This is a genomic window from Nocardioides sp. P86 (assembly GCF_023712465.1).
Classification (GTDB): Bacteria; Actinomycetota; Actinomycetes; order Propionibacteriales; family Nocardioidaceae; genus Nocardioides; species Nocardioides kribbensis.
Genome location: NZ_JAMAYE010000003.1, coordinates 701,218 through 725,468, shown reverse-complemented (window position 1 = coordinate 725,468; position 24,251 = coordinate 701,218). Strand labels below are relative to the sequence as shown.

Below are 24,251 nucleotides of genomic sequence, written 5' to 3'. Positions count from 1 at the left end.
CGGTCAGCCCGGCGGCAGCGACGGGGGCGTCACCGGCGTACGCGTGGCCAGCCAGCCGCGCACGGTGGCGTCGTCGGGGCTGAGCCCGTCGCTGATGGCGTGGGGCACGACCCGGCTGAAGTAGTCGGTGACCATGCCGTCGGACTCGCGCACGATCATGCCGGCGGCCTGCCCGTCGACGACCCAGGAGCCGAGCACCACGTAGTTGCCGCCGTAGACCGGCAGCGGGTAGTAGCGCTGGTAGACGAAGCCCTCGGCTCCGTAGGGGCCGGGCTTGGTCTGCTCGTGGCCGTCGGCCAGGTGCACGGTGACGTTGTCGCCCTCGCGCCCGTGCAGCGGCTTGGCCACCCACTCCTCGAGGTCGCGGGGCTCGTCGAAGTAGGCCGGGAGCAGCAGCCGGTGGCCCGGGTTGCGCTCCCACAGCACGGGCAGGATCGCCTTGGTGCTCAGCAGCACCTTCCACGCCGGCTCGAACCAGCGCACCGGGGTCGTCTCGGCCTCGTCGAGCAGCAGCCGCCCGAACTCCTCGCCCAGCATGTCCTCCCACGGGTAGAGCTTGAAGGCGTTGCGGATCGGGCGGTCGTGCACGTCGCGGAAGTCGCGGGTGTCGGGGTTCCAGCCGACCTCGCCGATGGGGTGGGCCATCACGGTCCAGCCGGCCTGCACGGCGCAGTCCATGAGGTAGTGGACGGTCATCTCCATCTCGCCGCCGTCGTACTCCCCCTCCCCGCCGAGGTCGTAGAGGAAGTGCAGGTGGTCGCCCTCGAGCTCACCGGAGACGAGCAGGTCGCGCCAGCGGGCCACCAGACGGTCGTGCACGGAGTTCCACTGGTCGATGTCGGTCATGACGTCCTCGATCCAGCGCCACTGCACGACGCCGGTCTCGACCAGTCCGGTGGGGGTGTCGCCGTTGATCTCGAGCATCTTCACCGACCCGTCGGCGCCGTAGGCGAGGTCGAAGCGGGCGTAGACCGCGGGGTCGCCCCGCTCGATGGAGCGGCGCACGAGCGCGAGGCTGCCGGGCGGCAGGCCGAGGCGCTCGTCGGTCATCGTCGCGGCCATGTGGCCGGCCGCGTCGACGCACATCGCCCACAGCTCCTCGGTGGCGGCCTCGAGCAGCTCGACCTCGTCGAGGGTCACCTCGTACCACGCCGACTCGTTCCAGTAGGGCACCGTGCGGCCCTCGGGCGTCGGGGTGACGGGGAAGATCAGCCCCTGCTCGGTGACGATGCGCTCCCACTCCGGGCGCGGGCGCGACGCGTGGCGCCACATCAGGCGATGCTGGCGCAGACGATGAGCGCCACCGAGATCGCCGACGCGGCCGCGACGTAGGCCAGCGGGCGCACCGGGCCGGGCTCGCACACGATGGTGCGCAGGTCACCGGGGGTCAGCGCCTCGACGACGAAGAACATCACCGCGTTGAGGGCCACGCCGAGCAGGCCGAAGCACAGCGTCCAGACCAGGGCCCAGCCCAGCGACGTCTCGCCGTTGGTCCAGATCGCGGTGAAGAGCACCAGGGCGTTGGAGACCAGCCAGGAGGCGGTGACCAGCCCGGCCGAGCGCGAGGCGGCGTGCACCGACTCCGCGCCGGTCTCGTCGATGCCGCGCAGGTGGCTGCCGAGGTGGCCCGGTGTGACGAGGTCGAGCACGTAGTAGGCGACGACGAGCAGCACGCCCGCGGCCAGGGCGTAGACGATCGCGTGCCCGAGGGCGACGAGCAGGGCTTCCAGCATGAGTTCTTCCTAGGGGTTCGGTACGACGAGCAGGGCGGGTGCGCGGCGGGGCCGGGCGGGTCGGGCCGGGCGGGCCGGGCGGGTCAGGAGGAGATGCCGCGGCTGACGCCGCCGAAGCCCCCGGTCTTGGTGACGCTCTTGACCGACGTGCCGCCGCTGCTGGGCAGCCCGCCGCGCTGGACGTTGCCGCTGAGCGAGGAGCCGTTGAAGGTGCCGCCGGAGACGGGGCTGCCGACGCCCGGCACGCGGGAGCTGGCGCCGAGGTAGTACCAGAAGAAGCCCGACCCGGTGCCGTTGTAGTCGGAGTCGTCGTCGCACTCGTCGTCGTCGACGCGCTCCTGGGTGTCGGGGTCGACGCACACCGCGGCGTAGTCGGCGGAGGTCGAGCAGCCGGTGAGTCCGGCGGCCATGAGCGCGGTAACGCCGATCGAGACGCCGGCCGAGCGCATGCGGCGGGTGGTGGTGCCGGGGCGGGAGGTCATGGGCGGTCCTTCGTGCGAGAGGTGGCGGGCGTCGAGGTGGTGGCCGCAGGAGTGGCGGGCGTGCCGTGGAAGGTGGCGAGCATGCGGTCGTCGACGTCGTGGTGGGCGCGCTCGCGGGAGGCGGCCTCCCGCAGGTGCTCCTCGACCCAGGCGCTCCCGTGGACGTCGGTGAGGCTGGCGCGCAGCAGGTGCTCGAGGGTCTCGACGCGGTCGTGGAGCGACTCGACGGTCTCGGCCAGCGCGACCTGCTCGTCGTGGGAGAACTGGTCGCGGTCGACGACGAGGCCGGCGATGACGTGGCCGATCGCGATCGGCACCAGCAGGAGCATGGTGACGATCAGGACGCTGGCCACGCCGCGCCCGGCCGTGGAGGAGGGGTAGGAGTCGCCGTAGCCGACCGTCGACCCGGTGACGATGCCCCACCACAGCGACTCGACGGGGCCGCGGTCCTCCAGCACGGCGTAGGCCATCGAGCAGCCGACCCAGACCACGACGATGGCGACGACGAGGGCGAGAGGGGCGTTGACCAGCCGGCGCACCGGGGCGGTGGCCCGGCGCGGGTTCTCGGTGACGGACGTCATGGGCCACCTCCTGCCACCGGCGGGGGCACCTCAAACCCGTCGCTCACGCGCGCAGCCGCTCCAGCGCGGTGGCGCCGTGGTAGACGACGAGGGCGGCGACGGTGCCGAGCGCGATGCCGGTGACGAGCACGTCCTCGCCGCCGAGGGTGAGGTTCCCGATGCCGATCACCAGCGCGACGGCCGCGGTGAGCTGGTTGACCGGGCGGGAGAAGTCGACGCGGTTGTCGATCCAGATCTTCACGCCGATGACGCCGATGAGGCCGTAGAGCGCCACGGTGACGCCGCCGAGCACGCCGGCGGGGATGGTGTTGACCAGCGCGCCGAACTTCGGCGACAGGCTGAGCACGAGCGCGACCACGCCGGCGACCCAGTAGGCCGCGGTGGAGTAGACCCGGGTGGCGGCCATGACGCCGATGTTCTCGCCGTAGGTCGTGGTGCCCGAGCCGCCCGCGGAGCCGGCCAGCGTGGTGGCGATCCCGTCGGCGAGCAGGGCGCGCCCGGTGAGCCGGTTGAGCGACTCGTCGCCGGTCAGGTGGGCCACGGTGCGCACGTGGCCGACGTTCTCCGCCACCAGCACCAGCACGACGGGCAGGAAGGCCGGCAGCACGCTCCAGCTCGGCTCGGGGGCGAAGAAGTCGGGCAGGCCCACCCAGGCCGCGTCGCGCACCGGGCCGAGGTCGACGGCGCCGGCCAGCGCGGCCACGACGTAGCCGACCGCCACCCCGAGCAGCACCGAGAGGCGCGCGGCGAGCCCGCGCAGGCCGACCGCGACGACGACGACGGTGGCCAGGGTGATCGTGGCCGTCCACGGCGCGAGCTGGACGTTCGCCGTGGCGGCGCCGGAGAGGTTGAGGCCGATGAGGGCCACGATGGCGCCCGTGACCACCGGCGGCATGAGCGCCTCGATCCAGCGGGTGCCGGTCACGAGCACGACCACACCGACCAGGGCCAGGGTGAGCCCGACCGCCAGCACCCCGAAGAGGGCGTTGCCCAGGGTGCCGGTGGCCGTGGCGGCCTGGATCGGGGCGATGAAGGCGAACGACGAGCCGAGGTAGCTCGGCAGCCGGTTGGCCGTGACGAGGAGGAAGAGCAGCGTGCCGACGCCGGAGAAGAACAGCGTGGTGGTGGGCGGGAAGCCCGTCAGCAGCGGCACCAGGAAGGTCGCCCCGAACATCGCGACGACGTGCTGGGCGCCCAGGCCGATCGTGAGCGGCCAGGCCAGCCGCTCCTCGGGCCGCACGATCTCGTCGTCGGCGACGGTGCGGCCGTCGCGGTGCAGGGTCCAGGAGAGGCGCATGGGGTCATCGTCGCGTGTCGAGGACCCGCCGTGCCGACCGGGGCACCAGGTGGACCAGGTGGACCAGGGCCGGTGGAGCTGGTGGAGCTGGTGGAGCGCTCAGTCCTCGAGCGCGGCGTCGAGGGTGATCTCGACGCCGGTGAGGGCCTTGCTGACCGGGCAGCCGGCCTTGGCCGCGTCGGCGGCCTTCGCGAAGCCGGCGGCGTCGAGGCCGTCGACCTCGCCGCGCACGGTCAGGGTGATGCCGGTGAGCTTGAAGCCGCCGTTGGCGGAGTCGGGGCCGAGCGAGACGTCGGCCTTGACGTCGAGGGCCTGCGGGGTGCCGCCGGCCTCGGCGATGAAGGCCGAGAGCTGCATGGCGTAGCAGGCGGAGTGCGCGGCGGCGATCAGCTCCTCGGGGCTGGTGGTGCCCCCGGCCTCGTCAGCGGCGCGCTTGGGGAAGGAGACCTCGTAGGTGCCGACCTTAGAGCTGGAGAGCTCGACCTGGCCGGAGCCGTCCTCGAGGGTGCCGTTCCAGGCGGTGCGAGCGGTGCGCGTGGGCATGTGCTGTTCCTTTCGGTCGACGAAGATGTCTTGTACACAAGATACCTGCCCACGAGTAAGATTCAAGCATGTCCTCCACCACCGAGGTCGGGCACGAGCTCGACGCCCTGCTCTGCTTCGACCTCTACGCCGCCTCGCGGGCGGTGACGGCCGCCTACCGGCCGATCCTCGAGGACCTCGGGGTCACCTACCCGCAGTACCTCGTGCTCGTCGTGCTCTGGGGCCGCGACGAGTGCGCGGTCAAGGACCTGGCCGCCACCCTGCGCCTCGACCACGCCACCCTGACGCCCCTGCTGCGCCGCATGGAGCAGGCCGGCCTGGTCACCCGCCGCCGCAGCACCGCCGACGAGCGGGTGGTGCTGGTCGCCCTCACCGCCGCCGGCGAGGCGATGCGACCGGAGGCCGAGCGGGTGCAGTGCCGGGTCGCGGAGGCGCTGGGGGTCACCGCCGAGCAGGCCGTCGCCCTGCGCGACCTGCTGCGCGGCGTCACCGCCTCGGCCGGTCGCTCCCTGGAGGGCTGACCCGGGTCCGGACGGGTCAGGGCACGACGGGTCCGCGCACGACGGGTCCGCGCTCGACGGGTCAGGGCACCTCGACGAGTGCGCGCTCGACGACGGGGTCGAGGTCGAGGCCGGGCGGCAGCGTGCCGAGCGCGCCGCCCCAGTCGCGACCCAGGCGCGAGGCGCAGAAGGCGTCGGCGACGGCCGCGGGGGCGTGCCGCACGAGCAGCGAGCCCTGGAGCACCAGGGCCAGCTGCTCCACCACGCGCCGCGCGCGCACCTCGAGGTCGTCGAAGGAGGTCAGCTCCTTCTTCAGCCGGGCCAGGGCGTCGTCGAAGCGGCGGTCGGCTCCCGCGGCCAGCTCCACCTCGCCGAGGAAGGCGTCGAGGGTGTGCGGCTCGCGCCCCAGGGCGCGCAGCGCGTCGAGGGCGGCGACGTTGCCCGAGCCCTCCCAGATCGAGAGCAGCGGCATCTCGCGGTAGAGCCGCGGGAGGTCGGAGTCCTCGATGTAGCCGTTGCCGCCGAGGCACTCCAGCGCCTCCCCCACCGCGACGGGCGCGCGCTTGCACACGTAGTACTTCGTCACGGCCAGGCCGATGCGGCGCAGCGCCGCCTCGCCCTCGTCGCCGCGCACGGCGCGGTCGTTGGCTCCGGCCAGGCGCAGCATCGTCGTCGTCGCGGCCTCCGACTCCACCGCCAGGTCGGCCAGCACGTTGCGCATCAGGGGCTGCTGCAGCAGCGGGCGACCGAAGGCCGCGCGGTGGCGGGCGTGGTGGGCGGCCTGCACCAGGCCCGCGCGCATGCCGGCCGCGGAGCCGATGACGCAGTCGAGACGGGTCATGTTGACCATCTCCACGATGGTGCGCACGCCGCGCCCCTCCTCGCCCACGAGCCAGCCGACGGCTCCGTCGTACTCGATCTCGCTGGAGGCGTTGGAGCGGTTGCCGAGCTTGTCCTTGAGCCGCACGAGGCGCAGCGGGTTGCGCGCGCCGCCGGGCAGGACCCGCGGCACGAGGAAGCACGACAGGCCGCCCGGCGCCTGGGCGAGGGTGAGGAACACGTCGGACATCGGCGCGCTGGTGAACCACTTGTGGCCGACCAGCAGGTGGGTGCCGTCGCTCTGCGGCGTGGCCGTGGTGGTGTTGGCGCGGACGTCGGAGCCGCCCTGCTTCTCGGTCATCGACATGCCCGCGACGAGCCCGCGCTTCGTCTCTGGGTCACGCAGGACGGGGTCGTAGTCGCGCCCGGTGAGCAGCGGCTCGAGGCGCGCCGAGAGGTCGGCGTGCGCGCGCAGGGCGGGCACGACGGCGTAGGTCATCGAGATCGGGCAGGTGTGGCCGGCGTCGACGTTCCACACCATGAAGCGGCCCGCGCGCGCGACGTGGGCGCCCGGCCGGTCGTCGGCCCAGGCGGCGCCGTGCAGCCCGTGGGCGACGGCGGTGCGCATCAGCTCGTGGTAGGCCGGGTCGTAGACGACCTCGTCGACGCGGTGGCCGTAGCGGTCGTGGGTGTGCAGCACCGGGCGGTGGCGCTCGGCGAGGCGCCCGAGCTCCTGCGCCTCGGCGCTGCCGGCCAGGCGGCCCAGGTCGGAGACCTCCCCGAGCGCCCACCCGGCCCCCTCGCGCTCCAGGCCCTCGCGCAGGGCGGCGTCGTCGCTGGTGTCGTGCCCGACCAGCGGCGGCACCTGGTTGAGCACCTCGTGGGTCGCGGTCATGGGCCCTCCTGGGATCGACGCGTCGGGAGACGACATTACGTCTGACGTGACAGTCGTGTCCAGAGACGTAATGCCCCTGTGGTTGACTCGGCCGGTGCCCGAGGTCAAGCCGCTCCCCGCCCGCTCGGTGGTGCTGAGCCTCCTGCTCGGGGCGCACCCGCGACCGATGACCGGGGCCGAGCTCGTCGGGGCCGGCGAGCACCTGGGGGTCGCACCCGCCACGGTGCGCGTCGCGCTGAGCCGCGCGGTCGCCGCCGGCGACGTCACCCGCGAGGGCGCCGAGCACCGCCTCGGCCGGCGCCTGGTCGAGCGCCGCGAGCGTCAGGAGCACCGCCCGCGCGCCGCCGCGTGGGACGGCGACTGGGAGATGGTCGTGGTCACCGTGGCCGGACGCCCCGGCACCGAGCGCTCCGCCCTGCGCTCCCGGCTGGCCGCCGCCCGACTCGCCGAGCTCCGCGAGGGGGTCTGGACCCGGCCCGCCAACCTCGAGCGCCCCACCCCCGCCGACCCGACCACCACCCTCTTCCGCGCCCGCCCCGACGACGACCCCGCGGGCCTCGCCGCCCGCCTGTGGGACCTCCGGGGCTGGGCCGAGGAGGCGCAGCGGACCACGGCCGCCCTCGCGGAGGCGGCCACGCCGGCGACCCGGCTCGCCCTCGCCGCGCGGCTGGTGCGCCACCTCGCCGCCGACCCGCTGCTCCCCGCCCCGCTCGAGCCGCCCGGCTGGCCGGCGGCCCGGGCGCGAGCGGCCTACGACGGCTACCAGCGCGACCTCGTGGCCGAGGTGCTCGGCGGGACCGTGACGCCCGGACGCCCTTGACGGGGGCGGGAGCGCCGCGTAGAACGCTGTGACGGGCGCCACCTCGCCCGTCCCCCCGTCGACGGAGACCCGATGCGCCCACGCACGCCCGCCCGCCCCGCCGCCCTGGCGTCCGTCCTGGTCGCGGTCCTCGCGCTGGCCGCGACCCTGCTCGTGGCTCCTGCGGGCGCCACCGGCTCGTCCGGCGGCGCCGCCACGGACCGCGACGCCCGGCGCGACCTGCGCGGCGCGCTGGCCGACGGGGCGCGCTACGTCGCGCTCGGCGACTCCTACAGCGCCGCCTCGGGCGTCCTGCCGCCCGACCCGACGGCACCGCCCCAGTGCCTGCGCTCCACGCTCAACTACCCCCACCTCATCGCCGGGCGCACCGGCGCGCGCCTGGTCGACGTGACCTGCGGCGGCGCCGAGACCGGCGACTACGCCGAGGGCCAGTACCCCGGTGTCGCACCGCAGCTCGACGCGCTGAACCGGCGCACCCGCCTGGTCACGATGACCATCGGCGGCAACGACAGCGGCGTCTTCATCGGCTCGATCCTGTCCTGCGGCGCGCTCGGGGTGCTGTCGCTGGGCCAGGGCAGCCCGTGCAAGGACCAGTTCGGCTCGAGCTACGAGGACACGATCCGCGACACCACCTACCCCGCGATCGTGAAGGTGCTGCGCCAGGTCGCACGTCGCGCGCCCCGCGCCGAGGTCGCGATCCTCGGCTACCCGTGGATCCTGCCGCGCACCGGCGGGTGCTTCGACCAGATGCCGGTCGCCGAGGGCGACGTGCCCTACCTGCGCAGCCTCCAGGCCACGCTCAACGACGCCGTGCGCCGCGCGGCGGCGGCCACGGGCTCGACGTACGTCAACCTCAACCGGGTCTCCGAGGGCCACGACGCCTGCCAGGAGGTCGGCGTGCGCTGGATCGAGCCGGTGCTCCAGGGCACCAACCCGGTCATCGTGCACCCCAATGCGCTAGGCGAGGCCCGCATGGCCGCGCGGGCCATGCGGGTCCTCGACCTGGTGCCGTAGCGGTCAGCCCCGGGAGTCGGAGCCCTGGTCGTCGGAGCCCTGGTCGTCGGAGCCCTGGGAGATGCGCAGCATCTCCTCGCGCGGGACGACCTTGATCCGCTCGCGACCCGAGGCCTCGCCCAGCGACACCTCGTGGGCGTCGAGACGCTCCCAGCCCTCCCAGGTGGTGACGCCGACGCCGCGGGCGAGCAGGAGCTCGACGATGCCCTCGGGGTCACCGACCTCGGGGGCAGGGGTCTTCTCAAGGTCGGAGAGCAGGTGGCGCACGGTCTCGCTGGCGTCGGACTTGGTGTGGCCGATGAGACCGACCGGCCCGCGCTTGACCCAGCCGGTGACGTAGAGCCCGGTGAGCTGGATGCCGTCCTCGTCGACGACCCGACCGCCGTCGTGGCGCACCACGCCACGGACGTCGTCGAAGGGCACGTCGGCCAGGCTGGAGGAGCGGTAGCCGATCGCGCGGTAGACCGCCTGGACCGGGGTGTCGACGAACTCGCCGGTGCCGCGGGCGTTGCCGGTGCCGTCCATCTCGGTCTTCTCGGTGCGGATCGCGACGACCTTGCCGTCCTCGCCGAGGATCTCGACCGGGGCGTGGCACATGTGGATGTGGATGCGGTGCTGCGCGCCGGTCGGCTCGGCCTCGAGGTACTTGAGCAGGGTGTCGACCACGAGGCGGACGCCCTTGTTGCTGCTGATGCGCGACTGGCCGTCGTCGTCGATCTGGAAGCCCTCCTCCTCCACGAGCACGTCGATGCTCGGGGAGTGGGACAGCTCGCGCAGCTCCATGGGGGAGAACTTGATCTCCGCGGGGCCGCGGCGCGCGAAGACGTGCACGTCGGTGGCCTGGTTGGCCTTGAGGCCCTGGTAGACGTTGTCGGCGATCTCGGTGGTCAGCTGCTCGTCGGCGGGCTTGGCCAGCATGCGGGCGACGTCGAGCGCGACGTTGCCGGCGCCGATGACGGCCACCGAGCGAGCGTCGAGCGGCCACTCGGAGGGCACGTCGGGGTGTCCGGCGTACCAGCTGACGAAGTCGGCCGCGCCGTGGCTGCCCTCGAGGTCGACACCGGGGATGTCGAGGGAGCGGTCCGACATGGCGCCGGTGGAGAAGATCACCGCGTCGTAGTGGCGCTTGAGCTCGTCGAGGGTGACGTCGCGGCCGTACTCGACGTTGCCGAGGAAACGAATGGAGTCGCGGTCGAGCACGCGCCGCAGCGCCTTGACGATCTCCTTGATCCGCGGGTGGTCCGGCGCCACGCCGTAGCGGACCAGGCCGTACGGCGCGGGCAGCCGCTCGATCACGTCGACGCTCGCGCCTTCGTGCTCCTTGGTCAGGATGTCGGCCGCGTAGATGCCCGCGGGACCGGCACCGACCACGGCGACCCGGAACTTCCTCATGACTGCTCACTCCTGATGCGAGAGGGACGGCGCGCAGGTCGCGCACCGAGGTCGGGCGCACCTGCGCCCTGCACCAGCATCGCGGGCCCCGCCAAGCCGTAGTAGGGACCGATCCGCTGTGAGGTCACAGGATACGACTGTGACCTAGGTCGCTCCCCCGGATCCGACTGTGACGTCGAGCGTCACACCTCGCCGCGCGACGGTCGTCCCGGCGGCCTCGGCGGCCCCGGCACCCCGGTGGTCGAGGAGGGAGCCCGTCGAGACGACCGCTGCGCTCGCTCCTCAGGAGCCACGCCGGCGACCGTCGGGGCACTGGGGCGTCGCGTCGTGACCCGTCGGTCTCCGAGTGGTCGGTGGAGGTCCTTGGCACCCGGACCTGGACGGTCGGTCGCCGCGAGCGCCGCCGACCCGCCACGCGGGGCTGCCTCCCGTCGCCGACCGGCCCGCCCGAGAAGTGGCGGCATACGACCAGTCGACCACCGCCGCAGGTGTCGTCTCCCGCCACTTCGCACAATCGGCCACCCCGAGTGCCGCCAGCACCGGCCCCGCCACGCGGGACCGCCTCCCGTCGCCGGCCCGCCCGCGAAGTGGCGGCATACGACCGGTCGACGCCCGCCGCAGGTGCCGTCTCCCGCCACTTACCCCGCAGTCGGTCACCCCGAGCGCCGCCAGCACCGGCCGGCCCCGCGGGGTCGCCTCGCGTCGCCGGCCCGCCCGAGAACCGGCGGCGTACGACCGGTCGAGGTCTACGTGGGACCGGTGACCGACCTCGACCCCACCACCGCCGGAGCCGTCGGCCGCCCCACCTGGACCGACCCCCACGGCTGGACCACGCCGGTCCGCACCGGCTGAGCCGAGCGCTCCAGGGAGGGTGAGGCAGGCTTGCCCCATGACGTGCCCCCTGACTGGTGAGGCCCGATGACGGGCGACGAGAGCCCGGCGGAGACCAGCGAGCGCCTCGCGGCGTGGCTGGAGCGGCTGGGGCTGGCCGACCAGCTGGGGGCGGCCGGACTGCCGACGCTCCACCGCGACGACGCCGGCCACGCGCGGTGGACCGACCCGCGCACCGGGGAGCCGCTGGGAGCCGACCAGCTCGCCGACCTCGACAGGCTGCTGCACGCCGAGGGTGACGAGCCCGAGCACGCCGTGCCGGTGCCGCTGGTGCAGCTGGCCCAGCAGGCGCGGGTGCGGGCCGAGCTGGTGGCGAGCCCGTGGCACGACTACGCGTCGCTGGCGGCCCTGCGGGGGGCGACGCTGGAGGCCACCCGCTTCGACGTGCACAAGGCGGCGGGCGACCACCGTCTCCTCGTCGTCAGCCGGGAGCAGGCGATGGTGCCGGCCTTCCAGCTCGACGCGGCGGGGAGGGTGCGCGACGAGCTCGCCGCGGTGCTGACCACGCTGCTCGAGGCCGGCACCGACCCGTGGCGCGCGTGGGCGTGGCTGACCCGTCCCGCCGCCCTGCTCGGCGGCCTCGTGCCCGAGCAGGCCGCCGCCGACCCCGAGACCACCGACCTGGTGCGCCACGTCGCCGTACGGCTCGCCGAGCGCGCCACCGCGACGGGCTAGGGGGCCGCGACCCCGGCGTGGGTCCGCACGACGTCGAGCAGCGAGGCGAGGCTGACCGGCTTGGTCAGGTAGCCGACCGCGCCGGCTGCGAGCATGCGGTCGCGGTCGGCGGGGAGGACGTTGGCGCTGAGCGCGACCACGGGCAGGCCGGGGTGCTCGAGGGCGACGACCTGGGTCGCCTCCATCCCGTCCATGACGGGCATCTGCACGTCCATCAGGACGATGTCGAAGGGCTCGCCCCGGCCCGCGGCCGACCGCACCGCCTCCACCGCGGCAAGACCGTCGGGCACGACGACGGCGTCGAGGTCGCAGCGCCGCAGCATCGCCGTGATCACCTTCTGGTTGATGGGGTCGTCCTCGGCGACGAGCACCCGCAGCGCGGTCCCGAGGTCGGCGGCCAGGGCGGCCCCGACCGGCGGAGCCGGGGTCTCGACGTCGTCGACCGGCGCCAGGGGGAGCCGCACGGTGACGGTGGTGCCCTCCCCCAGCACCGACGTCAGTGAGATGTCGCCGCCCATCGCCCGAGCGAGACCGCGCGAGATGGCGAGCCCGAGCCCGGTGCCGCCGTGACGCCGGGTGGCGGACACGTCGCCCCGGGTGAAGGGCTGGAAGAGCGAGGGGATGCGCCACTGCGGCACGCCGATCCCGGTGTCACGGACCTCCAGGACGACGTCGCCCTCGCTGTCGCGCGACACCTCGACGGCCACGCTGCCGGCATCGGTGAACTTCACCGCGTTGCCCACTAGGTTGACCAGCACCTGGCGCAGGTGCACGACGTCACCACGCACGCGGTCGGGCGCCGAGGCGGTACGCCGCACCCGCAGCCCGAGTCCCTTGCCCTGCGCCTCGCTGGCGAACATCGCCACCACGTCGTCCACGGTCTCGACCAGCGACAGCTCCGCCTCCGAGGAGGTCACCCCGCCGGCGTCGAGCGCGGAGAAGTCCAGGATGTCGTTGACCAGGCTCAGCAGGTGCCGCCCGCTGCGCTGGGCCGTGACGGCGAAGTCGCGCTGCTCGGGGTCGAGCTCGCCCGCGGCCAGGAGCTCGGTCAGGCCCAGCACCGCGTTGAGCGGGGTGCGGATCTCGTGCGACATCGTGGCCAGGAAGGCGGCCCGGTCGGCGGCTGTCGCCTCGGCCTCGCGGCGGGCGACCTCCAGCAGCGCTGCGGCCTCCCGGCGCTCCGTGACGTCGGACTCGACGGCCACGAAGCCGGTGAGCGCCCCCTCGCCCTCCGTGGACTCCTCGCGCAGAGGGGTCACGTCGAGCGCGACCCACATCTCGTGGCCGTCGCGGTGGTAGTTGAGGACCTCGGCGGTGAAGCGCTCCCCACGGCGCAGCCGCTCCCCCATCTCCCGCACCGTGTCGGGGTCCGTGCCCGGTCCCTGCAGGAAGTCACCCGGCGAGCGTCCCACCACCTCGGCCAGCGCCCAGCCCGTCTCGGCCTCGAAGGCGGGGTTGACCCAGATGATGCGCCCGCGCACGTCGGTCCAGACCACCATGGTCGAGGTGGCGTGCACGATGAGGGCGTAGCGCTCGAGCTCCTGGTTCAGCGTCACCAGGGCCTCCCGGTCGGCCTCCCGCTGCCGCGAGGCGCGCCGGGCCACCACCAGGCCGAGGACCAGCGCGAGCAGGCCGAGGGCGAAGGTCGCGAAGAGGCCGCCGACCATGAGCCGCGCCCCCGACAGCAGCCGCTCGGCGTCGTCGTTGGCCAGCCCCGCCTGGGCCTTGCGGTTGTTCTCGCCGTCGGAGACGAGCTGGTTGTAGGACCGCTCCAGCTCCGACACGTCCCGCCGCAGCGCGCGCACCGCCGGTCCCTCGACGCCGGGGCGGTCGGCGACGTCGCCCAGTGCCTCGAGCCTGGGGAGGAGGTCGTCGTCCCAGCGCTGCTGGTCGGCGCGGGCGAGGGCCAGCAGGTCCTCGGCGCGCAGGGTCTGCTCCTGGTAGGACAGCGAGCCCTCCTGCACCCGCTGGCTCACCAGCTGGCCCTGGAGGTCGAGCTCGTCGGCCGTCGCACCGTCGGCGAGCATGGTGTCGAGCAGCAGCAGCTCGCGCTGCACCTGGGTGAGGGTCCTGACGTTGGCGTCGACGATGGCCTGGGTGTCGCCGACGCGTCCCGAGAGCAGCCCGACCTGGCGCAGCGTCGCCACGGAGAGCACCAGGGTCACCACGAGCATCGACAGCGCCAGGGCGAGGAGCACCGCGCCGGGCACGCTCGGCACCCACCGGCTCCGGCGGCCGCGTGCAGGCGCTCCACCTGCGAGCGGCCGAGGGTTCATCGCAGGGTGATCCGATCGAGCTGCCACACCCACCGGGCGTCGTACTCGGGGCTGTCGAGCTCGGGGGCGCCCTCGGTCGGGTAGACGAAGCGCGTCGGCCCGTAGCCCGCCACGTCCATCGGCTCACCGTCGGTGCGGGTCGCCAGCATGAGCGGGTACGCCGACGCGTCGGAGACCGGGACGTCGGCGGTGTAGTCGTTGATCGCGTGGGTCGCCATGACCGTCGCGTCACCGGCCCCGGCCACCTCCAGCAGCGTGGCCACCAGCGGGCCGGAGAAGGTGCGGCGGCCACCGGTGGCCTGGTCGTCGTCGGCCTCGTAGGACACCGAGCCCAGCCGGTCGAGCAGCGCCCGGTCGAGCTCGAGCCGGTCGCCCACGTTGTGCACCGAGCCGCCCCTGATGGTGAGCACGACGGGCCCGGTGGGCGCGGGCACCTCGTCGCCCGGCTCCAGCGTGGCCGGGGTCAGCGTCGTCACCTCGGCCACGGGCGGGGCGCCGGCCGCGGAGCTCGAGGCGTCGGGCCCCGGGGAGCAGGCCGAGCCGAGCGCGAGCAGCAGCACCAGCGGAGCGGCCACCCGGACCGTGGCGCGGGCGGGGCGGGAGAGTCGGGTCGTGAGGTCGTCCACGGACCCATGATCGGCAGGCTCCCCCGCGCGCAGCAGGACATGCGGGCTCAAGAATTCGTCAAATTCCGCTCCACGACGCCCTCGTCGTGATGACCTTCTCCCATGTGCCCTGCGACCCCGTCGAGCGACGCCGACGCCGAGCCCCTGCTCGCCGCCGACGACCTCGTCGAGGCCGTGGGGGCACCGCTCGCGCGGGAGGTGCTGGGCGACCTGGTCGCCGGCCTCGGTGCTCGTGTCGCGGCCGTGCACCACGCCGCGTCCGAGGGCGGCGAGGAGGAGCTGCGCAGGGCGTGCCACGCCCTGCGCTCGGCGGCTGCCCAGGTCGGCGCCCGACGCCTGGCCGCGACGGCGACCGCCCTGGAGCGGTCGCCGGCCGGCACCGGACTCCACCGCCTCGACGAGGTGGCGCACTCGACCGCGCGGGCGATCGGCTCCTGGCTGGCCCGGCCGTCCTCCAACGCACCGACCCGTGGCTGACGCCGCGGCGCCGCCCGGGCAGGACGCACTCGGTCGCCGCCTGGAGGCGGCCCGCGCCGACGGTCCGGTGAGCCGCGAGGGCCTCGGTGCGGTGGCCGCGGAGTGGCTGCGAGGCGCCCTGGGCACCGACTCGGCGTGGTTCCAGCAGCCGGGCGGCGGCTCGGCCCCGGTCGCGGCCTGGGCGGAGCTGGGCGCCGAGCCCGCCGACGACAGGCGCACCACCACCGCCAACCCCACGCTCCACGACCACCGCGGCCGGCCGCGCGCGATGGGCGCCCTCGGCGCCGTGACCGTGCAGGAGGCCGGCGCACCCGACCTGGGCCACCTGGTGACCTGGTCGAGGGCACCGCGGGCCTGGACGGCGGCCGACCGGCGACTGCTGCGCCAGGCCGCCGACGGCCTGGCCCTCGCGCTCGACGGCGTCACCGCCCCCTCCGAGGGCGAGCGGGCGGCCGAGGACCTCGACGCCCGCACGACCGCAGCGGTGACCCTGCTGTCCCACGAGCTCCGCACACCCCTGACCGTGCTGATGGTGGCCGTCGAGATGCTCCTGGACGGACGGCCCGGGCCGCTGACCCCGCAGCAGCAGCGCGTGCTGGAGCGCATGCAGGCCGCCACGGAGCGTCTCGGGCGCGTCGCCACCGACGCGGTCGCCCTCGTCAGTGCCGGCACCGACGCCGGTGACGCCGGCGCTGCCGACGGCCCCGGCGCCCGGCCCTCCACCGACCTCGACCGCGTCCTCGACCTGGTGGCGGAGACCGCCTCGGGGCGCTCCTACCGCCACGGGCACCGCATCGCCGTGCGCCGCGCCCCCACGCCGCCCGGGCTCGTCGTGCTCGCACCGGCGGCGGAGGTCCGCGAGGTGCTCGAGCGGGTGGTCGACAACGCGGCGAAGTTCTCCGCCGCGGGCACCGACGTCTTCGTGGCCTCGTGGCTCGTCGACGAGGCCACGGTCGAGATCATCGTCTCCGACAGTGGCCAGGGCATCCCGCCCGAGGACGTGGCCGCCCTCGGCCGGCCCTTCGCGAAGTCGTCGCTCTCGCTGCACCGGGAGGACCAGGGGCTGGGCCTGGGCCTCGCGGCGGCGCAGCGCATGGCCGAGGCCTGGGGCGGCTCGATCGAGCTCGACGCCCGGCCGGGCGAGGGCGTCACGGTCGTGGTGCGGATGCCGGGAGGGGTCCTGGCGGTGCCGCGGGGCTGAGCCGGACGGCTCAGGCGGGCACGGCGTGGTCGGCGACCATGCCGCGGTGCATGACGCGGTCGCCGACGACACCGGAGTGGTCGGCGCGGTGCAGCACGCAGGCGTTGTCCCAGATGACCACGTCGTGGGGGGCCCAGGTGTGGTCGAGGGTGTTCTCGGGGCGCGTCGAGTGCTCGTAGAGCCGGGCCACCAGCGACGCCGCCTCCTCCGCGTCGAGCCCGCTGACCGCGGCGCACCGCGAGAGCGTCGTGAGGTAGAGCGAGGGCCGGCCCGTGACGGGGTGCGGCCGCACGACGGGGTGCTTGGCCGAGGACTCGTCGCCCTCCTCCAGCTCCACACCGGTGACGACGTGGGTGATCGTGCGGCCCTCGACGCGCTCGCGCAGGTCGGGGTCGAGCGACTCCAGTGCGAGGTACTGGTTGGTGAACTGCGTGGCCCCGCCCCGCTCGGGGATGCTCACCGCGCGCAGCGCGGTGTACGCCGGGGGCCGCGCGACGTAGCTGGTGTCGACGTGGAAGGTGCTGCGCGGCGGGGTCTCGCGCCCGACGTTGCTGATCAGGTTGAGGTCGGGGTGGCCCTCGACGGGCGTCTCGCCCTGGGTGAAGGTCAGCTCGCCGAGCGAGCGCAGGAAGGCGAGGAACTCCTCGTTGCCGACCTGCTGGCCCGGCAGCACCACCACCCCGTGCTCGGCCAGCAGGCCCGGCAGCGCGGCGCGCAGCTCCGGGTCGTCGAGGGCGACGTCGCTGACGCGGGCGCCGACGGGCTGCAGGGTCTGGGTCTCCACGGGGTTCTCCTCGGGGTCGGGCGGTCGGGCGGTCGGGCGGTCGGGTCGGGCGGTCGGGTCAGGGGTGGGCGAGGGCGTCGTCGACGGCGAGTCGGAAGAGCTGCGGCAGGTCGATGCCGGCCGCCCGCGCCATCACCGCGACCACGCTGGTGCGGGCGTAGGAGCAGTAGAGGCCGGCCTCCAGGAACCACGGCTCGCCGTCGGGGTCGATGCGGAAGTCGAAGAGCCCGTAGTGGCGGCAGCCGAGCGCGCGGTAGGCCAGCCGCGCGGCGGTCCAGACCCGCTCGCCGACCGAGTCCGCCGGGTCGACGATCCACGCGTGCTCGGCGTCCTTGGCCACGAGGGCGAGGTCGCCGTCGTCGGCGCGGCGCAGCTTGTCGGCCTGGTCGCGCACGGGCTTGGTGTCGGTGTCGACGGCGTACTCCTCCAGCGGCAGGCACACCAGCTCGCCGTCGACCTCGACCACGCCGCAGCGCACCTCGCGCCCCAGCGGCACGTAGGTCTCGACCAGCGCGCGCCCGCCGTGCTCGCGGGCGGCCTCGACCGCCGCGGCCAGGTCGCCCTGCTCGTGGACCAGGCTCACCCCGACCGAGTTGTCGGCCGCGACGGGCTTGACCACCACCGGCAGGGCCAGGTCCGCCCCCCCGGCCTCCGGGCCGCCGGGCACGACGTAGGCCTCGGGCACCCTCACGCCGGCGGCGGCGACCACCGCGCGGGCCAGCGCCTTGTCGGCGCCCAGCGCCATCACGGCCGGCCGGTTGCCGACGTACGGCAGGCCGAGCAGCTCCAGCAGCGCGCGGTGGTGGGTCATGCCCGAGAGGCAGAACATCTGCGGCACGACCAGGTCGACGCCCAGCCCGGCGACCACGGCGACGGCCTCGGCGAAGGGCACCGGGTCGGCGGCGGCCAGCGCGGCCGGCGACAGGTCGGCCGGGAAGCGCCACGACCCGTCGGGGCTGACGTGGGCGACGAGCGCGACGTAGCGCTCGGGGTCGGCGACGGCGGTGAGGCAGTCGCGGGCGTAGAGCAGGGAGACGTCGGCGAGGAAGTCGTCCTCGGCGGAGCCGGCCAGGTGGAGCACCCGCAAGGGTCCGGTGCTGTGCGGCCCGGTGCTGTGCGCGTCGGTGCTGTGCTCTGCCATGTCAGTCGCCTCCCGGCTCGACGAGCTTGCCGATGTTGAGGTCGACCTTGGTCCACGGCCGCAGCCGGCGCAGGTTCTGCAGCAGCAGCGACGGCACGTGCACGTGGTGGAGCATGAGGAAGGGCAGCGGGTCGGCGGGGTCGAGCACGGCGTCGCGGCCGCGCGCGAGGGTGCGCAGCCGGCCCGGCAGGGTGCGCGGGTGGCGCAGCCCCTGCCACAGCTCGTGGTAGGTCCAGTGGGTGGGCCGACCGCCCAGGGGCGGCTCGACGGCGGGGGCGGCGTCGTCGAGGTAGGCCGCCGCGACGCCGGGATGGCCGTGCAGCAGGGTGATCGCGGAGTGGGTGCGCGGGTTGCACTCGATGGCCCGCACGACGCCCTCGGCGTCCTCGATGAAGTCGAAGGACAGCTGCCCGGTGAGGCCGTGGGCCGCGACGTAGGTCTCGACCCACTCCCGGATCGCGGGCTTGTCGACCATCTCGTAGGTCAGCTGCCAGGCCGAGGAGCGGCAGCAGATGTAGACCTGGAGCCGCCCGTCGCGCACGGTGCCGTGGGTGCAGTACTCCTCGCCCTCCACGAACTCCTGGAGGATGAAGGGGTGCTCCGGGGAGATCGGGAGCCGCGCCAGGTGGGCCGCCGTCTCCTCGCGGGTCGCCAGCGGCAGGCGGGTGAGGTCGAGGCGGCGCACGGGGTCGTAGGGGATCGACTTGAGGATGTAGGGCCGCGCGGAGCGCGAGAAGTCGAAGTCGAGCACCTGCTGCGGGTCGGTGATCCGGTGGGTGTCGGGCACCGCGAGGCCGAGCGCGGCGGCCGACTCGGCGAAGAGGTGCTTGTCGTCGACGCGGCGCAGGTCGTCGGGGTCGAGGTGGACCACCTCGCAGTGCGGCTCCAGGACCCGCTTGGCCTCGGCGTCGGCGATGCTCGCGGCCGGCGAGCAGACCGGCACGTAGACGTCCACGCCCTCCTCCCGCACCACGCGCAACAGGGCCTCGGCGTAGTCGGGCGAGGAGATGTCGGGCACGACGTGGAAGGCGTCGACGGCGCGCGAGAAGCGGTGACCGGTGAGCCGGTAGCGCCGGGTCTCGACCATGACGACCCGGTGCCCCGCGAGGTGCATCAGCCGCGCGATCTCCAGCGCCTTGGTCATCTTCCCCCCGCTGACCAGCACCGTACGTCGCTCCGTCGCGGTCACGCCGGGGTCGGGTCGGGTGCCGCGGACGGCCCGCCCGCGCGCGGCGGCGACGCCGGTGACGACCAGGTCGACCGGCAGCGTGGCCTGCAGCAGGGCCAGCGCGCCGACGGTCTTGGCGAGGGTCACCGCGCCGGTCGCGGCGCTCGAGAGGGCGGCCACGGCTCAGACCCGCCGGGCCAGCGTCACGCCGTCGCGCAGCGGCACGAGCACCTGCTGCACCCGGGGGTCGGCGGCGAGCGCGGCGTTGAGGTCGGCCACGGCGCGGCCGTTGGCGCTCGCCTGCTCCTCGCCGTCGGAGCCGCCTGCCCAGGGCTCGCCCTGCAGCAGGGTGTTGTCGAGGGCCAGCAGCCCGTCCTCGGCGAGCAGGCCGGTGTCGAGGAGGAGGTCGACGTAGGCGGCGTAGCCGGTCTTGTCGGCGTCGACGAAGACCAGGTCGAAGACCTCGCCCGCGTCGGCAAGGCGGCGCAGCGTGTCGAGCGCCGGGCCCACCTCGACCCGGATGCGGCCGCCCGCCGGGGAGGCCGCGAAGCACTCGGCGGCCAGGGCGGCGACGGCGGCGTCGAGCTCGCACGCCACGACCTCGCCGCCCTCGGGCAGCGCCTCGGCCATGGCGAGCGCGGAGTAGCCGGTGAACATGCCGACCTCGAGCACCCGGCGGGCGCGGCCGGTGCGCACGAGCAGCTGGAGCAGGGCGCCCTCGACGTGGCCGGAGAGCATCTCCTGCTCCAGGCGCACGCCCCCGCTGCGCCCGCTCCAGTCCTCGGCCCGGGTCCGCTCGGTGAGCGCCGCCAGGGCGGGTGACTCCGGGGAGGTGCTGGCCTCGAGGTAGGGCTCAAGGCCGCCGGCGATCGCCCGGGCCCGGGCCAGGTCGGCCCGCACGTCGTCGGGCACGCCCGCGACGTCGGCCAGCCCGGCCTCGACCCGCTCCAGCAGCGCGGCGGCGATCCCCACCGGGGTCACCGGGCGCGGGCCCGGCACCGGCTCAGGCACCGGCCGGGGTCTCGCCGCGGGTGTACTGGTCGACGCCCTCGCCGCCGCGGGGCAACGACGCGCAGACCCGCTTGTGCTCGGCGAGGATCTCGACGAGCTCGGGCACGTCGAGGTCGTTGACGAAGTAGCAGGTGCCGATCGGGCGCGGCACGGCCGCGCGCAGCAGCCCGTCGCGGGTCTGCAGGATCGACGCCGTCGCCTTCTCCAGCACCTCGGGGGTGAAGAGGGGGCTGTCGACGGCCAGGCCGAGGCCGCTGAAGAGGGCCAGCACCCGGTCGCGCTGGTCGGCGCCGATGTAGCCGCGCTGCTCGGCGATGGTCGCGGAGAAGGCCATGTCGATGCTGATCGCGTGGCCGTGGAAGAACGGCGGCGACGGGGTCAGCTCGAGGGTCGGGCTCCAGGTGTGGCCGTAGGCGATGACCCGGTCGAGGTCGAGCTCGTGGAGGTTGGGCACCTCGAGCTCCAGCATGGTGCGGATGGCGTCGTAGGTGATCCGGTCGGAGACCTCGCGCAGGTGCTCACCGTCGGCGGCGTGGCCGAAGGCGGTGTGCAGCAGGTCCTCGCCGTACTTCTCCAGAGCCTCGAAGGTGTCGAGGTGGGCCACGGTGGCGATCTTGATGATCTCCGCGATGCCGTTGCGCACCTGGTCGACGGGCAGGGTCTCCAGCAGCGAGAAGTCGAGGAGCACCTTCTTGGAGGCGTGGTAGGCGCCGAGGCGGTTCTTGTGCTTGCCGTGGTTGGCGCCGACCTTGATCGAGACGCTGGCGTCGATGAGGCCGATCAGCGTGGTCGGGATGCGCACGTAGTCGGTGGAGCGCTTGTAGGAGGCGCACGCGAAGCCGGCCACGTCGGTGGTCAGTCCGCCGCCGACGACCAGTACCTGCTCCTTGCGCATCAGCCCGAAGTCGGCGAAGGCGTCGACGATGCGCTCCAGCGTGCGCAGCGACTTCGCGGTCTCCGCGATCCGCACCGGCACCGTGGTGAGGGCGATGCCGTGGTGGGCGAAGTACGCCGCCATCCGCTCGCCGTGCAGGCGCTCGACGGCCTCGTCGACGACGGCCAGGCAGCGGCCGAAGTCGCGGAAGGTGTCGGCGAGCTCGGTGTTGGCCGGGTCGAAGACGCCCGGCACGATCACCAGGGAGTAGTCGATCTTCTCGTAGGCCTCCACGTGGAAGGCGGTCTTGGTGGCCTCGAGCCGGGCCAGCGGGGCGCCGGGCTGCTGCGCCGGCACGGGGGTGGGCACGTCGGTGGTCTGGGTCATCTCGGCTCCTCTGGTCGCCGGGGTCAGGCGGTCTGGGTGAAGGACTGGAGGTCGGTCAGCTCGAGGCGGTCGCGGCGGGCGGTGGCGCGCTCGAAGTCGTGGCCGGCGGTGTTGGCGTTGGGGAAGGCGACGACGCTGAGGCCGGCGCGGGCGGCCGCCTCGACGCCGCCGAGGTTGTCCTCGACCGCGACGCAGGAGCCGGCCGGCTCGCCCAGGGCGGCCAGCGCGAAGGTGTAGGCCTCGCCGTCGGGCTTGGGCTGCTCGACCTGGGTGCGGTCGACGACGAGGTCGAGGTCGTCGAAGGAGATCCGGTCGGCCACGGCGCGGCCCAGGGCCATGACGTTCTCGCGCGACGTCGTGGTCACCAGGGCGACCTTGTGGCCGGCCTCGCGCGCCGCGGCGATGGTCTCGACCACCCCGTCGCGCGGGGTGAGGTCGGCCTCGCCCAGCAGCTGCTGGAAGATCTCCGACTTCGTCTGGTGCACCGCGTCGGCGTCGACGTCGGCGCCGGTGCTGCGCGCGTGCTCGGCGATCCGGTCGCGGCCCCCGCTGGTGGCCAGCATCTCGGCGTACTCCTCCTGGCCCCACTGCCAGTCGAGGCCGTGGGAGGCGAAGGCCCGGTTGAAGGCCTCGCGCTGCAGCTCGGAGGTGTCGGCGATGGTGCTGATGGAGCCGAAGAGGATGGCGGTCATCGTGGGAGTCCGATCTGTGGCGGGGTCTGCTGGGCGGTGCGGATCCCCTCGATCGTCGGCGGGCCCCGGGGGGCCCGGGCTCCCCCCTTCGGGCGCGCTTGCCGCCTCGCCCACCCCTTCGGGCAGGGCGGGGGTGACGGTCCGGGGCGAGGGTCTGTGCCGAGGGGTGGGGTGGTCGGTGAGACGCCTGCCTAGCCTCGGCACATGGCCACCTCCACCTCGCACCCCCGCACTTCCGGCGGCTCCGCCGCCCCGAGCCCCTCACGCCGCGGCCCGGCCGGCTCGCGCGGTCTGGCCTGGGCCGTGCTGGCCGGCGCCGTGCTGCAGGTCGTGGCGCCCGTGGTGCAGTCGCTGGGCCTGGGCTCCTCCCCCGGCGAGGGCGCGGGGGCCGACCTGCTCATCACCCCCGTCGGCTGGGCGTTCTCGATCTGGGGGGTCATCTACACCCTGGCCCTGGCCCAGGCCGTCGCCGTGCTCGTGCGGGGTGCCGACTCCGTGCCGCGCGCGCTCCAGGTCGCGCAGGTCGTGCTCTACCTCGGCGGCACGGTGTGGATCGTCTGCGCCGCGGTCGACAGCAGCGTCGCCACCGCCGTGGCCCTGCTGGTCATGGCCGTCGCCGGGGTCGCCGGCGCCCTCGTGGCCGCGCGCGGCGCCCTGCCCGCGGGGTGGTTCGGCGCGCTGACCCGCGCCGCCGCCGGGCTCTACGGCGGCTGGGTCACCGCCGCCCTCTTCCTCAACCTCTCGACGGCCGCGGTCGCCCTCGACCTCGCCGACGTGGCGGACCTCGGCTGGCAGCTCGGCGCCCTCGCCGTCGCCGCGGCGACCCTCGTCGTCGTCACCCTGGCCACCCGCGGCCTGGTCGCCTACGCCGTCGCCGGCGGCTGGGCCCTCGTCGGCATCGCGGTCACCGGCTCCGCCGACGGCACCACCGCCGTCGTCGTCACCGCCCTGGTCGCCCTCGCCGTCCTCGCCGGCGCCACGCTCCTCGCCGTGCGCCGCGCGTCGCGCTGAGGCTGGCCCTCTCACCCTCTCCGGTGGTCCGCTCGCGGCGGTGACGGGCGCAGGGTGGGCACCATGCGATCCCTCGTCCGCGGTCTCGTCGCCGGCGCTGCCGGCACCACCGTCCTCAACGCCACGACCTACCTCGACATGGCCCTCACCGGCCGCTCGGCGAGCAGCGCGCCCGCCGACACCGTCACCGCCGCCGCCGACCTGGCGCACCTCGACCTACCCACCGCCGGCAGCCGCGAGGAGGCGTACGGCGCCCTGGCCGGGCTCGGCGTCGGGGTCGGCGTGGGTGCGGTCGCCGCGCTCGTCCGCTCGGCCGGGGTGCGGCTGCCGTGGCTGGCCGAGTCGGCCGTCATCGGCTTCGGCGCGATGGCCGCCACCGACGGTCCGATGGCGGTGCTCCAGGTCACCGACCTCACCACGTGGTCGGCCACCGACTGGGGTCGCGACGTCGTGCCGCACCTGGTCTACGGCGCCGCGGTCGCCTGCGCCCTGCGGGTCACCGAGCCCGACGACGAGCGCGACGACGAGGGCCCGGCGCGCCCGGGACGGCTGCTGCTGCGCAGCCTCGCCATCGGCCTGGCCACCGGCGCCCGCAGCTCCTGGGGTCTCGTGCCGCCGGGCCTGGTCGCCGGGAAGGCCCCGCTGGCGCTCGCGGGTGGCCTGGTGGGCACCGAGCTGGTCTTCGACAAGCTGCCCTCCACGCCGTCGCGCGTGGGCGGGCCGACCGTGGCGCGGGTGCTGAGCGCGGCCGGCGGCGCGGGGGTGCTGGCCCGTCACGAGGGCGCGGCCGGCGTGTGGCCGGCCGTGGCCGCGGGCGCCGTCGGCGCCGTGGCCGGCACGATCCTCGGCTCGGTGTGGCGCGACCTGTGCGCCGACCGGTCCTGGGAGGCCGCGGGGGCCGTCGTCGAGGACGCCGTCTCGGCCGCGCTGACCGCCTACGCCGTGGCCGCCTGATAGCGCC

24 protein-coding genes are annotated in these 24,251 nt (G+C 74.7%); 8 read left to right on the top strand and 16 right to left on the bottom strand.

Annotated elements, in window-relative coordinates; genetic code table 11:
* Positions 1-3: 3 nt before the first annotated feature.
* From M3673_RS16785 to M3673_RS16760, 6 genes are all read right to left on the bottom strand, one after another.
* A complete protein-coding gene (locus tag M3673_RS16785; RefSeq protein ID WP_056903261.1) occupies positions 4-1,272 on the bottom strand; it encodes a glutathionylspermidine synthase family protein in 1,269 nt (422 codons plus the stop codon).
* Positions 1,272-1,733 (bottom strand): DUF350 domain-containing protein, encoded by a 462-nt coding sequence (locus tag M3673_RS16780; RefSeq protein ID WP_056863237.1) that lies wholly within the window; start codon positions 1,731-1,733, stop codon positions 1,272-1,274. Before M3673_RS16780 ends, M3673_RS16785 begins: the two co-directional genes overlap by 1 nt.
* Before the next feature lie 83 nt (positions 1,734-1,816).
* Positions 1,817-2,215 (bottom strand): hypothetical protein, encoded by a 399-nt coding sequence (locus M3673_RS16775; RefSeq protein ID WP_056863236.1) that lies wholly within the window; start codon positions 2,213-2,215, stop codon positions 1,817-1,819.
* Complete coding sequence (locus M3673_RS16770) at positions 2,212-2,796, bottom strand: potassium channel family protein (RefSeq protein ID WP_251535053.1); 585 nt, start codon at positions 2,794-2,796, stop codon at positions 2,212-2,214. Before M3673_RS16770 ends, M3673_RS16775 begins: the two co-directional genes overlap by 4 nt.
* Before the next feature lie 43 nt (positions 2,797-2,839).
* A complete protein-coding gene (locus tag M3673_RS16765; RefSeq protein ID WP_251535051.1) occupies positions 2,840-4,093 on the bottom strand; it encodes a uracil-xanthine permease family protein in 1,254 nt (417 codons plus the stop codon).
* 99 nt (positions 4,094-4,192) lie between these two features.
* Positions 4,193-4,636 carry an OsmC family peroxiredoxin gene (locus M3673_RS16760; RefSeq protein WP_056863233.1) on the bottom strand — a complete coding sequence of 148 codons (444 nt, stop codon included), beginning with the start codon at positions 4,634-4,636 and terminating at the stop codon, positions 4,193-4,195.
* 68 nt (positions 4,637-4,704) lie between these two features.
* Between M3673_RS16760 and M3673_RS16755 the strand changes: the two genes are divergently transcribed.
* Positions 4,705-5,157, top strand: coding sequence for a MarR family winged helix-turn-helix transcriptional regulator (locus M3673_RS16755; protein ID WP_285839571.1), 453 nt, complete (start codon positions 4,705-4,707; stop codon positions 5,155-5,157).
* A 61-nt stretch (positions 5,158-5,218) separates the two neighbouring features.
* On the opposite strand, the gene M3673_RS16750 is transcribed toward M3673_RS16755, so the two are convergent.
* Positions 5,219-6,850 carry an acyl-CoA dehydrogenase family protein gene (locus M3673_RS16750; RefSeq protein ID WP_251535049.1) on the bottom strand — a complete coding sequence of 544 codons (1,632 nt, stop codon included), beginning with the start codon at positions 6,848-6,850 and terminating at the stop codon, positions 5,219-5,221.
* Positions 6,851-6,944: 94 nt separating this feature from the next.
* Here M3673_RS16750 and M3673_RS16745 point away from each other — a divergent pair, with 94 nt between their 5' ends.
* The gene (locus M3673_RS16745) at positions 6,945-7,670 is read left to right on the top strand and encodes a PaaX family transcriptional regulator C-terminal domain-containing protein (RefSeq protein WP_251535047.1); all 726 of its coding nucleotides are present in this window, start codon (positions 6,945-6,947) and stop codon (positions 7,668-7,670) included.
* A 72-nt stretch (positions 7,671-7,742) separates the two neighbouring features.
* Entirely contained in the window at positions 7,743-8,684 is a 942-nt protein-coding gene (locus M3673_RS16740) for an SGNH/GDSL hydrolase family protein (protein ID WP_251535045.1), read from the top strand.
* A 3-nt stretch (positions 8,685-8,687) separates the two neighbouring features.
* On the opposite strand, the gene M3673_RS16735 is transcribed toward M3673_RS16740, so the two are convergent.
* A complete protein-coding gene (locus M3673_RS16735) occupies positions 8,688-10,076 on the bottom strand; it encodes an FAD-dependent oxidoreductase (protein WP_251535044.1) in 1,389 nt (462 codons plus the stop codon).
* A 918-nt stretch (positions 10,077-10,994) separates the two neighbouring features.
* On the opposite strand from M3673_RS16735, the gene M3673_RS16730 reads away from it, so the two are divergent.
* Positions 10,995-11,642, top strand: coding sequence for a hypothetical protein (locus tag M3673_RS16730; protein WP_251535041.1), 648 nt, complete (start codon positions 10,995-10,997; stop codon positions 11,640-11,642).
* Here the strand turns inward: M3673_RS16730 and M3673_RS16725 are convergent.
* A complete protein-coding gene (locus M3673_RS16725) occupies positions 11,639-13,861 on the bottom strand; it encodes an ATP-binding protein (protein ID WP_251535039.1) in 2,223 nt (740 codons plus the stop codon). The two genes, M3673_RS16730 and M3673_RS16725, sit on opposite strands and share 4 nt — an antisense overlap.
* 53 nt (positions 13,862-13,914) lie before the next feature.
* Positions 13,915-14,544: a molybdopterin-dependent oxidoreductase gene (locus M3673_RS16720; RefSeq protein WP_251535036.1), complete on the bottom strand. Its 630-nt coding sequence runs from the start codon at positions 14,542-14,544 to the stop codon at positions 13,915-13,917.
* Positions 14,545-14,646: 102 nt separating this feature from the next.
* Here M3673_RS16720 and M3673_RS16715 point away from each other — a divergent pair, with 102 nt between their 5' ends.
* Positions 14,647-15,021: a hypothetical protein gene (locus tag M3673_RS16715; RefSeq protein WP_251535034.1), complete on the top strand. Its 375-nt coding sequence runs from the start codon at positions 14,647-14,649 to the stop codon at positions 15,019-15,021.
* Complete coding sequence (locus tag M3673_RS16710; RefSeq protein ID WP_251535031.1) at positions 15,014-16,222, top strand: HAMP domain-containing sensor histidine kinase; 1,209 nt, start codon at positions 15,014-15,016, stop codon at positions 16,220-16,222. The genes M3673_RS16715 and M3673_RS16710 overlap by 8 nt, the downstream gene beginning before the upstream one ends.
* 10 nt (positions 16,223-16,232) lie before the next feature.
* On the opposite strand, the gene M3673_RS16705 is transcribed toward M3673_RS16710, so the two are convergent.
* Genes M3673_RS16705 through M3673_RS16680 form a run of 6 tightly spaced genes read right to left on the bottom strand, consistent with a single transcriptional unit; the run spans position 16,233 to position 22,279 of the window.
* Positions 16,233-17,006 (bottom strand): TauD/TfdA family dioxygenase, encoded by a 774-nt coding sequence (locus M3673_RS16705; protein ID WP_251535029.1) that lies wholly within the window; start codon positions 17,004-17,006, stop codon positions 16,233-16,235.
* Between the two features lie 58 nt (positions 17,007-17,064).
* On the bottom strand, positions 17,065-18,147 hold the full coding sequence (locus tag M3673_RS16700) for a hypothetical protein (protein WP_251535028.1): 1,083 nt from the start codon (positions 18,145-18,147) through the stop codon (positions 17,065-17,067).
* 1 nt (position 18,148) lies between these two features.
* Positions 18,149-19,495 (bottom strand): hypothetical protein, encoded by a 1,347-nt coding sequence (locus M3673_RS16695; RefSeq protein WP_251535026.1) that lies wholly within the window; start codon positions 19,493-19,495, stop codon positions 18,149-18,151.
* 3 nt (positions 19,496-19,498) lie between these two features.
* The gene (locus tag M3673_RS16690; RefSeq protein WP_251535024.1) at positions 19,499-20,326 is read right to left on the bottom strand and encodes a class I SAM-dependent methyltransferase; all 828 of its coding nucleotides are present in this window, start codon (positions 20,324-20,326) and stop codon (positions 19,499-19,501) included.
* On the bottom strand, positions 20,319-21,587 hold the full coding sequence (locus M3673_RS16685; RefSeq protein ID WP_251535021.1) for a sedoheptulose 7-phosphate cyclase: 1,269 nt from the start codon (positions 21,585-21,587) through the stop codon (positions 20,319-20,321). The genes M3673_RS16690 and M3673_RS16685 overlap by 8 nt, the downstream gene beginning before the upstream one ends.
* Positions 21,588-21,610: 23 nt before the next feature.
* On the bottom strand, positions 21,611-22,279 hold the full coding sequence (locus M3673_RS16680) for an HAD family phosphatase (RefSeq protein WP_193666018.1): 669 nt from the start codon (positions 22,277-22,279) through the stop codon (positions 21,611-21,613).
* A 204-nt stretch (positions 22,280-22,483) separates the two neighbouring features.
* Between M3673_RS16680 and M3673_RS16675 the strand changes: the two genes are divergently transcribed.
* Both M3673_RS16675 and M3673_RS16670 read left to right on the top strand, forming a co-directional pair.
* Positions 22,484-23,290, top strand: coding sequence for a hypothetical protein (locus M3673_RS16675; protein WP_251535019.1), 807 nt, complete (start codon positions 22,484-22,486; stop codon positions 23,288-23,290).
* 63 nt (positions 23,291-23,353) lie between these two features.
* Positions 23,354-24,244, top strand: coding sequence for a hypothetical protein (locus M3673_RS16670; RefSeq protein WP_251535017.1), 891 nt, complete (start codon positions 23,354-23,356; stop codon positions 24,242-24,244).
* Positions 24,245-24,251 lie beyond the last annotated feature (7 nt).